At 46.1% G+C, this 14,077-nt stretch carries 10 protein-coding genes; 5 read left to right on the forward strand and 5 right to left on the reverse strand.

What is annotated here, in order from left to right; all coding sequences use genetic code 11:
* Window positions 1–38 precede the first annotated feature (38 nt).
* Window positions 39–854: an HAD-IIA family hydrolase gene (locus BLV62_RS10365; RefSeq protein ID WP_089761345.1), complete on the forward strand. Its 816-nt coding sequence runs from the start codon at window positions 39–41 to the stop codon at window positions 852–854.
* Window positions 855–1,064: 210 nt separating this feature from the next.
* Here the strand turns inward: BLV62_RS10365 and BLV62_RS10370 are convergent, their stop codons facing one another.
* The 4 genes from BLV62_RS10370 to BLV62_RS10385 form a co-directional block, all read right to left on the reverse strand.
* Window positions 1,065–2,165, reverse strand: coding sequence for a M42 family metallopeptidase (locus BLV62_RS10370; RefSeq protein WP_089761347.1), 1,101 nt, complete (start codon window positions 2,163–2,165; stop codon window positions 1,065–1,067).
* Between the two features lie 64 nt (window positions 2,166–2,229).
* Entirely contained in the window at window positions 2,230–3,069 is an 840-nt protein-coding gene (locus tag BLV62_RS10375; protein ID WP_139170070.1) for a UbiA family prenyltransferase, read from the reverse strand.
* Window positions 3,070–3,290: 221 nt separating this feature from the next.
* Complete coding sequence (locus tag BLV62_RS10380; protein WP_089761350.1) at window positions 3,291–4,829, reverse strand: acyl-CoA carboxylase subunit beta; 1,539 nt, start codon at window positions 4,827–4,829, stop codon at window positions 3,291–3,293.
* A 97-nt stretch (window positions 4,830–4,926) separates the two neighbouring features.
* Window positions 4,927–5,388, reverse strand: a complete 462-nt coding sequence (locus BLV62_RS10385) for a hypothetical protein (RefSeq protein ID WP_089761352.1) — start codon at window positions 5,386–5,388, stop codon at window positions 4,927–4,929.
* 148 nt (window positions 5,389–5,536) lie between these two features.
* Between BLV62_RS10385 and BLV62_RS10390 the strand changes: the two genes are divergently transcribed.
* Complete coding sequence (locus BLV62_RS10390) at window positions 5,537–6,520, forward strand: LuxE/PaaK family acyltransferase (protein ID WP_139170073.1); 984 nt, start codon at window positions 5,537–5,539, stop codon at window positions 6,518–6,520.
* Here the strand turns inward: BLV62_RS10390 and BLV62_RS10395 are convergent, their stop codons facing one another.
* Window positions 6,521–7,243, reverse strand: a complete 723-nt coding sequence (locus BLV62_RS10395) for a hypothetical protein (protein ID WP_089761354.1) — start codon at window positions 7,241–7,243, stop codon at window positions 6,521–6,523. It abuts the gene before it with no gap.
* Window positions 7,244–8,412: 1,169 nt separating this feature from the next.
* Here BLV62_RS10395 and BLV62_RS10400 point away from each other — a divergent pair.
* Genes BLV62_RS10400 through BLV62_RS10410 form a run of 3 tightly spaced genes read left to right on the forward strand, consistent with a single transcriptional unit; the run spans window position 8,413 to window position 14,072 of the window.
* Window positions 8,413–11,415, forward strand: coding sequence for a SusC/RagA family TonB-linked outer membrane protein (locus BLV62_RS10400; protein ID WP_089761356.1), 3,003 nt, complete (start codon window positions 8,413–8,415; stop codon window positions 11,413–11,415).
* 17 nt (window positions 11,416–11,432) lie between these two features.
* On the forward strand, window positions 11,433–12,920 hold the full coding sequence (locus BLV62_RS10405) for a RagB/SusD family nutrient uptake outer membrane protein (RefSeq protein ID WP_168927796.1): 1,488 nt from the start codon (window positions 11,433–11,435) through the stop codon (window positions 12,918–12,920).
* Between the two features lie 9 nt (window positions 12,921–12,929).
* The gene (locus BLV62_RS10410) at window positions 12,930–14,072 is read left to right on the forward strand and encodes a carbohydrate-binding protein (protein WP_089761359.1); all 1,143 of its coding nucleotides are present in this window, start codon (window positions 12,930–12,932) and stop codon (window positions 14,070–14,072) included.
* Window positions 14,073–14,077: the final 5 nt, after the last annotated feature.

The following is a 14,077-nucleotide window of genomic DNA, read 5'->3' on the forward strand; positions in this document are numbered from 1 at the left end:
TTAAGCTTTTTAATTCTTATTAACCAACATCAATTGCTATGAAGAAAAAAGGATTTCTTATCGACATGGACGGCGTTATTTACAAAGGAAGCGAACCAATTCCCGGCGCTGTCGAATTTATCAATGGACTTAAAGAAAAAGGGTTGCCTTTCCTGTTCCTCACCAACAACAGTCAGCGGACCAGCAGGGATGTTTGCTATAAGCTGAATAAAATGGGCTTCCGGGTTAATGATACCGACATCTTTACCTGCGCAATGGCAACAGCCAGGTACCTGGCTTCAAAAAAGGAACATGGTACTGCTTATGTAATCGGAGAAGGCGGATTGCTTACAGAACTCTACAACGCAGGATACTCAATAGTAGACGATCAACCGGATTACGTGATCATAGGCGAGGGCAGAACTATTATGCTGGAATCTGTAGACAAAGCGATCAACATGATCATGAGAGGATCTAAACTGATTGCTACCAACCTGGATCCTAACTGCCCGATGGGCGAAGGTAAATACAGGGTAGGCTGCGGCGCCCTGGTTGCGATGCTGGAATGCGCTACAGGCATCAAGGCTTTCAGCGTGGGAAAACCTAGCCCTATTATGATGAGAATGGCCAGGAAAGCGTTACAGTTAACAACAGACGAAACGGTGATGATCGGCGATACAATGGGAACAGATATACTAGGCGCAGGCTCTATGGGCTTTACTACCGTACTTACGCTCACCGGTGTTACAAAGAGAGAAGACCTCTCACATTTTGGTTATTCCCCTGACTTTATTATCCAATCCATCCACGACCTGCTCGACGAAGAACTATTCAACCAGGTGATAGGCGCCCAGGTAACCGCCGACGTCTGGTGATTTCACATGGTTTCACGCAAAGTGGCATAAGAAGCAAAGAGCGCAAAGATTTTTGTTTTAAGAAAAATAAGAAAGCAAAGGAGGGGAGATTATGTTATTTGTTATATAACATAATCTCCCCTCCTTTGCTTCTTAAAATTCGCTTCGGTCCAAAAAATCTTTGCGCTCTTTGCTTCTTATGCCACTTTGCGTGAAACCCGCGTGAAACCACTACAAATATTTGAAATTTGTTTTAGGAGTGATGTTCAGCAGGGTTTGGTAGATCAGTTGGATGGTATTTTCGATATCATCTTTCTTCACCATTTCTACGGTGGTGTGCATGTAGCGGAGCGGAAGACTGATGAGTGCAGACGGTGTTCCGTCGTTGCTGTATGCAAATGCATCCGTATCTGTTCCTGTGCTGCGGCTAACAGCATGCAGTTGGTGAGGGATATCGTTTTTCTTTGCTGTTTTGATGATCAGATCGCGGAGGATGTTGTGAACAGCAGGGCCATAAGTAATGCTTGGTCCGCCGCCGCACCTGATCTCGCCTTCTATGTTCTTGTTGATCATCGGGGTGGTAGTATCGTGGGTCACGTCTGTAATGATCGCTACATCCGGTTTGATACGTTTGGCGATCATTTCGGCGCCTCTTAATCCTACTTCTTCCTGTACCGCGTTAACTATATAAAGGCCGAAAGGCAACTGCTGTTTGTTCTCTTTCAGGAGTCGCGCTACTTCAGCGATCATGAAGCCGCCGATGCGGTTGTCGATAGCCCGGCAGATATAATAATCATAGTTCAGCACTTCGAAACCGTCTTCGAAAGTACATACGCATCCAACGTGGATGCCCAGGTCTTCTACTTCTTTTCGGGAGCGTGCGCCGCAGTCAAGGAAAATGTTCTCCACTTTTGGTTGCGGTTCTTTACCATCGCCGCTCCTGATACGGGTGTGGATGGCTGGCCAGCCAAATACGGCTTTTACCACGCCTTTTTCTGTATGGATATTCACCCTTTTTGACGGCGCGATCTGCTGATCGGAGCCCCCGTTGCGGATCACATATATTAAGCCTTCGGGAGAGATATAATTCACAAACCAGGAGATCTCGTCGGCATGGGCTTCTATTACTACTTTAAACGGGGCTTTGGGATTGATCACCCCTACCACTGAACCATATGCATCAACAAAATGTTCGTCGATATACGGCGTCAGGTATTTCAGCCAGAGTTTTTGTCCTTCTTTTTCAAACCCGGTAGGAGATGGGTTATTCAGGTAATTAGCCAGGAATGCCAGCGATTCCTTATTGAGTATGGATTTTTGTTTTTTAGACATAATTACATTCTATAATAGTGATCGGACAAATGTAAGGAAAAATAGCGTTGTGTGCCGATGCCTGCTATGCCAGCAGGATGAGGAAATGGATAACGGCAGAAAGGGCCATAAGCCCGTCCAGCACGAAGTAATAGAGGTAATCGGCATGGCTGTGCTGGGCCTTGCGGGTAAGGAGGGCGGTGATCAGTACCGGTATCATCAGGGTGATGACTGCCGGGAACGAAATGAACGGCCCCATCAAACCGGCGAATATCGCCGCCAGCAACAGGGAGAAGTAATACAGTTTGTTCAGCATCGGCTCATCCAGGTACGTGATCAGCGTACGTATCCCTTCTTTTTTGTCGGATTCCAGGTCCCGGTAATCGAACAGTATACAAATCGCATAGATCAGCGCAAAGCGGTGTACAACCAGCAGCACCACAGATTCCCTGAAGGGCGTGTTAGCTACCAGCGCCGGCAGCAGGGTGGTAACATAGGTCCATACCCCTGTCAGGAACAGGGTTTTCCCAATGGCTATTTTGCTGAGCCACCGGAAAGTGGGATGGGGGATTTTGGGTGCGGAATAGAGGAAGGTAAGTACTACGCTGCCGCTTACAGCTAGCCAGTGAGCTCTTAGCTGCCAGAAAAAGTAAATGGCGCCCAGCATCCCGATCACGAAAAACACCAGCATCATATTCCGGTGCCGGTCGCCCCAGTGCAGCCTTTCAGAGCCTGAATAAGTATTGGGGGTAAGGTACCAGTGAAAATTATAACTGCAAATAGTAGAAAAGAAAACGAAGAGGTAAAACGTAGTTTGATCATATTCCAGGTCCAGCAACTGGTTTGTCTGCCATATCATCATCACTGCGCACAACGAAATGTAAACAGACGAGAACAAAAAGAAATTGAACAAACTCCTTACCATACAACAAAAGTATAAATTTCGAGGAATCACGCAAAGTGGTTTCACGCAAAGAAGCTAAGGAGCAAAGAAGCATAAGAAGTTTGACCGAAGCGAATTTTAAGAAAGCAAAGGAGTTGAAGATAATGTTATATAACACAATCTTCAACTCCTTTGCTTTTTCCTTAAAACAATATCTTATGCTTCTTTGCTCCTTAGCTTCTTTGCGTGAAACCCGCGTGGAATTACAAAGGGATGTTGCCGTGCTTCTTCCGGGGCATGGTTACTACTTTGTTTTCAAGCATTTTGAAGGCTTTGATGAGTTTTACACGGGTCTGGTCCGGTTTGATCACCTCGTCGATATATCCTTTTTCTGCGGCCAGGTAAGGGTTCGAGAAGCGCTCTGTATAGTCGGCTACCAGTTCGTTCATCCTCGCTTCCGGATCAGGGGCGGCATCGATCTCTTTTTTGTAAATGATCTCTACGGCTCCTTTGGCTCCCATTACGGCGATCTCGGCCTGCGGGAAGGCGTAGTTCATGTCGGCGCCGATATGTTTGGAGTTCATTACGCAGTAAGCGCCGCCGTATGCTTTGCGGGTGGTTACCGTTAATTTTGGAACGGTAGCTTCGCTAAGGGCAAACAGCAGTTTGGCCCCGTTGGTAATGATACCATTCCATTCCTGGTCGGTACCGGGCAGGAAACCCGGTACATCTACCAATACCAGCAACGGGATGTTGAAGGCATCGCAGAAGCGGGTGAACCTGGCTCCTTTAACGGATGCATGGATGTCGAGCACCCCGGCCAGGTGAGCCGGCTGGTTGGCAACGATGCCAATGCTGCGGCCGGCGATGCGGGCAAAGCCCACTATCATGTTTTCGGCGAAGTTTTTATGTACTTCAAAGAAACTTTCTGCGTCTACAATAGCTTCAATAACCTCTTTCATATCATATGGCTGGTTCGGATTAGCCGGGATGAGGGTATTGAGAACTTCCCTTACTTCGTTGCCGGGGGTATACGGGTATACCGGGGCGGTTTCTTCGCAGTTTTGCGGGATATAGCTCAGTAATTGTTTCAGGTATTGAATGCATTCTATTTCATTGGCGCAGGCAAAGTGGGTTACTCCGCTCTTGCTGGCATGGGTTTGCGCTCCTCCCAGTTCTTCGGAGGTCACTTCTTCATGGGTTACCGTTTTAACCACGTTAGGGCCGGTTACAAACATATAGGAAGTTTGCTCAACCATGAGAATGAAGTCGGTGATCGCAGGCGAGTAAACGGCTCCGCCGGCGCATGGGCCCATAATAGCGGAGATCTGCGGGATCACTCCTGAAGCCCTGGTATTGCGATAGAAAATATCTGCATAGCCTCCCAGGCTTACTACTCCTTCCTGGATCCTGGCGCCTCCGCTGTCGTTCAGCCCTATCAGCGGCGCCCCGTTTTCCATGGCCAGGTCCATGATCTTGCAGATCTTACGGGCATGAGGTTCAGACAAACTGCCTCCGTAAACCGTAAAGTCCTGGGAAAAAACGTAGACCAGTCTGCCATTGATAGTTCCGTAACCGGTTACCACGCCATCCCCGAGGAATTGTTCCTGGTCGGTGGTCATGCCCCTGTTCCGGTTAGTGACCAGCATATCCAGTTCCTCGAAAGAACCTTCATCCATCAACAGTTGTAACCTTTCCCGGGCAGTAAGTTTACCTTTCTTATGCTGAGAGGCGATACGTGCTTCGCCTCCACCCAGCATTGCCTCGGATATTTTCGACTGTAATTCTTCTATTTTATCCATATGCAAATATATAAGCGGAATAAGTAAAGGTAAGGTAAAACAAAAAGCAAAAGGCGGTTGCCCTTTGCTTTTTGTTGAATAAGATATTTAACAGTTATTAACGTCTTGATTTAATAATGCTGATCTTGGGTGTGAGGATGGTATCGCTGGAATTACCTGCATTGTCGAGTACAAATACCTTGAACCATAAACTGTCGGGAGCGGCCCCTTTATCTTCATTCCATAATTTAAAATCGCTGGAGATCAGGCGCATGGTCACTTCTGCATTAACGCTGTTACCCCTGTTGGCTCCAATTTCAGGCATTTTAAATTCTGTATATTTATCCACAGGGCCTGTAGGCGGCGGCTGCAGGAATATGATCTGCCAGTTGATAGAATTTTCAATATCCCCGTCCCCATCTTTTACCCGCAGTACCACATCCAGTCTTTCAGTCGCACTGTCGATGTCCGGCAAACTGTAACGGAGGAACGAAATCTCGGGCTTAGTACCAGTTTTATCCTTTTTACAAGCCAACAGGACGCCAGACGACAGGAATAACAAAAGGAGCAGTTTCTTCATAAAACAAACCTACATTAATTTAGGAAATATACAAATATTCATTCATCTCTATTCTTCCTTATCAAAACGTTTTTTTTAAACATTTGTTACTGAAAACGGGGAGATTTATTCTTCTCCCTACCTTTGCAGGGATCAAGACCGATTTTACATGAGCATGGCGTTGGCAGAACGAGTATTTTCTGTCCGGGCAGACAGCCTGGAAGAAGTGGCCTTAGAGGTATTCCAGTATCAGTACCAGGAAAATGCTATCTATAAGGCATATGTGGATGCAATCAATATATCACCGGCACGGGTACGCAGTCTTTTGCAGATCCCTTTTTTACCTATCCAGTTCTTCAAATCCCATAAAGTAGTATGCGGCACATTTGAGCCGGAGCTGATCTTTGAGAGCAGCGGAACCACTCAGACTGTTAACAGCCGGCATTACGTGAAGGAATCGGATATCTATACCCGTAGTTTTATGACAGCCTTCGAAGAAATGTATGGCCCCGTTGAGGATTTCGTGATCCTGGGCCTTCTGCCTTCCTACCTCGAAAGGCAGCATTCTTCCCTGGTACGGATGGTCCAGGAACTGGTCGTACGCAGCAACCGCCCCGAAAGCGGGTTTTACCTGTATGAACATGAGGCATTGCAACAGCGCTTGCTGGAACTGGAAGCCAGGAAACAGAAAACCCTGCTGATAGGCGTAACATTCGGGTTGCTTGATTTCGCGGAAAAGTACCAGCTATCCCTCCGTCATACTATTGTGATGGAAACGGGCGGGATGAAAGGAAGAAGAGAGGAATGGACCCGGGAAGAAGTACACGATTATTTAAAGGAAAGGCTAGGCGCCGGTGCGATACATTCTGAATACGGGATGACGGAACTGCTGTCCCAGGCTTATTCAAAAGGAAATGGTTTATTTGAAACGCCTGCCTGGATGAAAATCTTGCTGCGGGACGAAAACGATCCTTTTCAGCTGACGGAAGGCAAGGGGGCAGGGGTGATCAATGTGATAGACCTGGCTAATATCTATTCCAGCGCCTTTATTGCAACGGACGATATCGGGAAATTGCATGCCGATGGCCGGTTTGAAGTACTGGGCCGGTTGGATAACTCGGCGCTCCGGGGCTGTAGCCTGATGGTCAGTTAATTAGTAGGGCGGGTTCATTGCCGCCATCCTTAATAAGGCCGGTAATTTTGCCGGTGCATGCATAATAGCCGAAAGTTCTCCCATATAAGGGAACGACTGATGGTCCATCCCGAACTTATGCAACAGGTATACATCCAGCTGTTCGTTGGTAGAATGTCCCTGGATATAATCACCCAGGTAGAACAGGAACCGCTGTTTTTCCTGCTCCGGTAACAATACCAGGGCTACCTTATCGCGCAGGCCATTGGGTGGGGTGGTCTGGAAAATGTGCAGTATATGCTCGTACTGGGGAACAGACAACTGCCCTTTTACTGCCGGCATTAACTGGGTACAGAAATAATCCACAGCAATATCATTAAAAAAGACGTATTCATCGTCTGCCGCCGGCGTGTTATGCCAGGTTGCCCATTCATACAGGGCAGTAGTGCTGATCTCATTGTTCAGCAACGCCTGCAACTGGTGAATAACTCCCTCCCTGGTTGGAGCGGTATCGTTTGCGTGGTTTACCTCTGCGACTATTTCCTGGTAAAAATCCTTATTCAACTGGCTAGCTGTCTGGAATAACAGGCGACTAACTTCTACATCGCTGGTCTGATCAACTGATAAAGGCGCAACTTGTTGCAACTCATCTATGATCTCATTTCTTGTCTTAGTTCCACGTAAATACGCTTTCAGCAGGGTGACAAAGTATACGGACGTGACTGGCGACATTTCATTTTTCATGGGCCAATATTATATCTTATTTCATTGGTACGGCTCAAAAATAGTATAAAATGAGCAATACTGATTTTACCGGTCAAATGGCTCCGGGGAGAAACCTGGAGTTACCTGGAAGTCAACAGACAATCTCTATGCCATTCAGCGTTAAAGATTCTTAAACGCAACCAGGGGCCGGGCAATAAGAAAGCCCCGCCTCTGATCCTTTCCCGAACGCCTAAAGGAATTACTGCTGCTTTGATAAGGCGTATTTATGCAGCTAACGCTTATGGATATATTAAAAAACTGACCTTGCCTTTGCGGGGTAAAAGTAGAATTATAATGAAAAATAGCGAAAAAGAGGGTCATGATAAGAAGACGAAAAATGGTAATATAATTTGTCTTTTTGATAAAAAGAAAATTTAAAAAGTTTTTTAGGTGAGACAACGGGCGAATTAGCCGTCAATCGGCCTGCCAGCTGCAATTAAAATTTTGTTAATGTTCTGAACTCCTGGAATTATTTGCAGCAAAGGGTTGCAGCATTTTTATTGTAAGGCAGATTAGTGTAAAAAGCACCCTTAAATTTCTGCGTAATGAAACTGCAGAAAAAAACATTTCTAATCGGTCGATGGCGACATTGATCAGCTAAAAAGGAAAATTCAAACCACCGGGCGTTTCGGGGGAAAATTTTTTTTAAAAATAATTCATGAAAAACTATGAAAAATCCATTTAGCTAATTACATTTGAAATGTAGCGTTAATAAAACAACCAGAATTTAAAGAGCATTTGATAGTAAGATTTAATGATAGTATTTATGGACAGACAGTGAGCCCCTGAACAGATGGGCATTATGTGCCATAGTACTTTCAGTGTTGAAAACCAGCATTCATTTAAAACAAAATTTCACGTTCAATTAATCAGTTGTACATGGTTTTACATTCACCACTACCATTTAGGGACACGCGTTGCCCCTAATATTCTCCGGCGCGTTATGAATTTTATAGTCAAAAGGTTATATCCTGCCTTTTAGGGGATTACCTATGCTGCTATTCTTCCATGACGTTTAGCTGTAATCTGGCAATTTGTTCCGGATACAGGAAGGGATTGTCGTGCCTCACTTAGTTACTTAAAAATCAAGTTGCTGCTGTAATACCATTTTTACGGCCAGGGATTCTCATTCCTAAACTATTGCAAGTATGAAATACATTTACTTTTTCCTTCCCAGGAGAGTTTATTTATTTGCAGCATTCTCTATTGTGTGTTCACAGGCTTTGGGTCAAAGCGGAACACTCTATAAAAGCAAGGATGCAGATAAAAATTCTAACAGGGATTCTATTCTGTTATCCAGGGTAAAAGCAAACAAACGCGATTCAGTGGGATATATTCCCAACAACGAATTATTCCTGAATCGGAGTCCTAACGGCGCTGTTTCTGCGGTGGATATGAAGGAAGTTACCAAACTGCCTTATATCACGGTAGATCAAATGCTGATCGGACGCGTTACCGGCGTGGATGTTCGCACTCCTTCCGCTGAACCGGGAAAAAGGAACAGCGTTGTAATCCGCGGTACTTCTTCTCTTTTAATGGGTAACAAAGACATCTTCTACATTCAGCCCACCTATGTAGTCGATGGCGTTCCTTTGATCATGGACCACGCCTTCGCCTACGACATCCAACGCTTCGATTATAACAGGAACGGAACAGAAACAAACCTGTTAGGTTTCCTGGATGTGAATGATATAGAAAGCATCGAAGTATTAAAGGACTTCGCCGCCAGCGCCAAATACGGCCCCAATGCCGCCAATGGCGTGATCAATATCACTACCAAGGGTCCCCGCCCCGGCAGGATGAGAGTTGCGGTAAATGCCTACGCCGGCCTGTCTATCAAGCCAACAGTAGATGTGATCAACGGTAGATATGAAAGCGACTTCCGTTTGCCATTCTACCGCATGTATGCAGACGATAACCAATGGCGCAGTTTTCCCAAATACCTGGCCGACTCCAGCCAAACAAGATATTTCGGTCCCGCTAACTGGGACGACCTGTTTTTCAGAAATGGCTTCTCCGATGGGATACAGGCTTCCGTTACGGGAGGTACTCCTTTGTCTAACTTCCGTTTCAGCATCGGGCAGGCTTCTCAACAGGGCGTTTATGATAAAACCGGTTTCAATCGCTACAATGTAAACTTTGGTATCAACCTGCAGCCGCTGAAAGGACTCATCTTCACTACTCACGTTTCGGCCGCTACTACCAACAGGAAACGTAATGAATTCCTGCGCGACAGGGCAGGGGATGAAGACTACCTGTTCAACTACGAAGCTCCTTTGTCGCCAAATAAAGAGTATTTGAGCCAGTACTATACTGACCTTCAGAACACGGTGAATAAAAACAGGAACAGCTCTGCGAGGATCATTGCTAACCTGAAATACATCCTTGATGATCACTGGCAATGGAATACCCGTTTTGCCATCGACTATAACCAGAATTTCCGCGATTATTTCGTTCCTACAACCCTTGGTGAAGGAAACAGCTTTGTTTCCAACTTCGATGGTCTGAACAGGGGAATGATCCTGGATAACTCTTTACGCTATACGAATTCATTCAAAAACAGGCATAACCTGGAAGTAACCCTGGGCCAATACAACCAGTGGGATAAATGGCGTTACGACTATGGTAAGGCCTACAAAGGGTCCAGCGATTATGTAAAGATCTACGCACCGGGCGACGACGGCGCCCATACCGGCAGGTTCTCTAACTTCCGTTTAACTTTCAATACCAAGGATTTTACAGAATCACGTCTCGCTTCTTTCTACGCGAACATCGGGTATAACTATAATAAGAAATACTTCCTCTCCTTCTATGTAAGAAGGGATGGTACATCCTACCTCAACGAAAGCAACCGCTGGCTGATCTCTCCAACCGTTTCCGGTGCATGGAAGATATCTAACGAAAACTTCCTCATCGAGTCTAACTGGCTGAGCAACCTGAACCTCCGCGCAAGCTATGGAAAAGTAGGTCGCCTGATGATGGATGAGTATTATAAAGGCGGCGCTATCTACAACGTAGATGCCGGTTGGAATGGTACGCCAAACATGGCTACCTATAACGGTTTCCCTATCCTGAATGCCGGTTTCGGAACCGGGTATGTAGTTCCCGGCACTTCCTGGCAGTATGTTGATCAGGTTAATGGGGGCATCGACATCGGATTATTCCATGACAGGGTTAGAGCATCCCTGGATGTTTATTCAAAAGTTGACCGCAACCTCGTAGTACGTATCCCTACGATGGAAGAAGAAGGCTATACAGGTATCATTAAAAACGGCATGAGCATCAAGAACTACGGCTACGAGTTCAGCATAGACGCGGATGTTATCAAAAATAAAGATGTTCAGTGGACAACAGGACTGAGTGTTTATACCAATAAAAATAAACTGATAGCCTTACCTGACGGGCTCACAGAATTGAGGACGGGCGGGCACCGTTATGTAGTAGGCGAGCCTACTGACACCTACTGGTTATTGGTGAACGATGGCATTTACAATGCAGATAATGAAATACCGGTGAATCCTAAAAACGGCAAACGTCTTAGCTACCAGGGTGTAGAACTCAAAAAAGGCGACCCGAAATGGAGAGACCTGAACGGAGATTACAATATCAATGACGACGACCGTATTTTTTCTGGTCGCGTATCTCCTGCAGCGACAGGCGGTTTCAGCAATAATGTCCGTTACAAAAATTGGGAGTTGAATGCCTTGTTCGCTTATGCATTTGGCCGCAAGATCATCAACGAAGCATTAGCTAACCGTTTTGACTTTGTAAACAGGGAAGCGGCCAACGATCCTAAAGGCATCAAGGAGATTTCCTGGTGGTCTAAAGTGGAAGGCGATTACAGCAAGATCCCTATGTACAATCCGTGGAGTCCTATCAATGCATTCCAGCCCAACCAGACATTGTTCCTGGAAAACGGCAACTATGTAAAACTGCGTTCACTGACCGTAGCTTATACATTGCATAGCAAATGGATGCAGCAAAGGAACGTGGAAAATGTCAGGATCTATGCAACAGGCAACAACCTGCTGACCATTTCTCCTTATAAAGGAGGAGATCCTGAAGCCGTAAGCTATTTCGGCTATGATGAGGGCTACTATAACTGGGCTGCTCCTCGCAGCTTTTCCGTTGGATTTAACTTTCAATTCTGATGTTAAAAAACAAGATTATGAGAAATATTGCTGTTGCCGCACTGTTGACAGTGTTGGCAGTGGGTACGCCTTCTTGTAAGAAAATGCTCGATGTAACCTCCCATCGGGCAGTGACTGAAGAGAATATGTGGCAGAACAAGAACGATGCACGTGCAGGGTTATCTGCATGCTATGGTTTAATGAGAGCTGCATTAGCCAATGAAAATGCTCACTGGGTGTATGGAGAATTAAGAGGAGGCGATTTTGCAGTAACAAGAAGAGAGGACCTGAGAGCCGTTTCGGAAAGCAACCTTAACGCCAGTTTTACTACGATGGATGAATGGCGCGACTGGCGCCGGTTTTATGCCGCCATTGCACAGTGTAACCTCGCGATAGAAAAACTGCCTTTAGTGCCAGGCCGTGATTACCGCTACTCGCAGGTTGAAATGAATTGTGACCGTTCACAAGCTATTTTTATCCGCGCCTTCTTATACTACTATATGGTAAGGATATGGGGAGATGTTCCTTTGGTAATTAAACCCGCAGATGGCGTTGCTAAGGCAATTCCCCGTGAAGACTGGAAAAAAGTGCTGGATTTTGCAGCTGAACAGGCTTTGCTGGCTGTAGACGGGCTGCCATTCAGGTATGATGGCAATAGTCCTGAAGCGCCGGGCCAGTACCGCGGGCAGGGTGAAGACCACCACCGTTCCATTGCTATTACAAAAGGTATGTGTTATACGCTGCTTGCGCATATCTATGCCTGGAAAGAAGATTATCCAAACGCGCTGCTGTATGCTGATCGTGTAGTGAATATTGCTTCACAGAGCAATTATAAGTTCGAAACCGCCCAATATATTGCCCAGCTGGATGGTACCTTCCGCGGCCGTAACAGTGGCAATATCTTCCAGGTGGATATGAACTTTGACCACGCAGAAATTTCAACTACCGGTCAGTTGGAAGACTGGACCCTCAGGGAACCATATATCCAGAAAAGAGAATCTGAGATATATGTGTCCAAGGATACCATCCTCAAAATTTACAACGAGATACATGAGCAACGCCCGGATTACTGGTTCACGAAAATGGACGATGTATACCCGATGTTCTATAAAGTAAAACAACTGAACAGCGCAGTGGCTACCAACCCGCTCAGCCTCTATGCATCCGCTATTGTCATCTTCCGCTATGAAGAACTCTTCCTGCTGCGTGCAGAAGCGAAAGCGAGACTGAATATGACAAGTGAGGCGCAGAACGATTTGAATGCAGTACGGAATGCACGGTCACTAAGGAATATTAAAACAGATACTCAGGGACAGGACCTGTTGGATGCGATCTTCCTGGAACGCCGCAGGGAACTGATAGGAGAAGGCTGGTACTGGTACGACCTTGTACATTTCAAGAAAATACCTCAGCAAACCCGCCTCACCCAGGAAGATGTTAACAAAGGAGCCGCATTGTGGCCAATTTCTCAAAATGCTTTGAATAATAACAAGGCATTGGTTCAAAATAGCTTCTGGAAAAATTAAATCATTGCCATGAAAAAAGTATTAATACTAATGCTGGCGCTAACAGGACTCTTCGCATGTAAAAAAGGCATGCAGGATTTCCGTAATGCCAAGCCGCTTTCAGCAACTGATGTAAGTACTTACGACTTCCTGAAGCAACAGGGAGGCCTATACGATACATTGTTATTATTAATTGACAGGGCGAACCTGGCAGATACCTTGAAAAGCGAGAATGTAACCTTTTTTGTACCCCAGGATAATAGCATCCAGGCGGCCATCCGTAACCTGAACTACACCAGGCAGCGATTGGGTGATAATAATAACTGGACCCTCGACAGCGTGCCTGTAAAAGTATGGGACAGCTTACTGAGACGATATATCCTGAGAGGAAATGTAACTGCTGATTCTTTAAGATATGCAGATGGCAGCAACCTGGTTTCATTGTACGGAAGGGAGATGAACGGTAAAACAGTAAGAACCAACGCATCGGGGGTAGTAGGCGCCGGTACCACGGTACTGCAATACAGCGACAAGAACGAATCCCGCTTTACCCGCGACTGGAGCCAGGCATATACACAGAACGTGGACATCAAAACTAAGAATGGGATTGTACACATCCTGGAGGAACGCCACGTATTTGGATTCACTTCATTGGCCGGAATGGCTTATCCTAAATCACTGGAACCGGCACAAGGACCTTACTTAGGGTATCCGCTGGAAATACCGGGTATTGTTAACGCGGCAGACTACGACGAAGGGCCTACCGGCATCGCCTACAGGGTTTCCAACTCTAATGGCAATAAGGCTTACAGGCAGGATGGACCTGGAACAGAAACCTGTTCGACCGGCGATACGCAGGTTAGCCCGGGCGGTTTATATAACGTAGGTTGGACAAGCGACGGCGACTGGTTAAGATATACAGTGACGATCAAAGAAGCGGGTGATTATAAGGTGGAAATCAGGACAGCAGGGGGAGGCGACGGTATTATTTACCTGACAGTAGATGATAACCAGCGGGTGTCTGAAGACATTCCTACTCCTTCAACCGGCGGCTGGCAAACCTGGAGATCAAATTTCGGCACCTGTACATTACCAGAAGGAAAGCACCTGCTGTATGTTCAGATCAAGCGGGCTAACTTAAACCTTCACAGGTTGATCTTCACAAAACTCTAAAAAAT

The sequence above is a fragment of the Chitinophaga terrae (ex Kim and Jung 2007) genome (assembly GCF_900107795.1).
GTDB classification, from domain to species: domain Bacteria; phylum Bacteroidota; class Bacteroidia; order Chitinophagales; family Chitinophagaceae; genus Chitinophaga; species Chitinophaga terrae.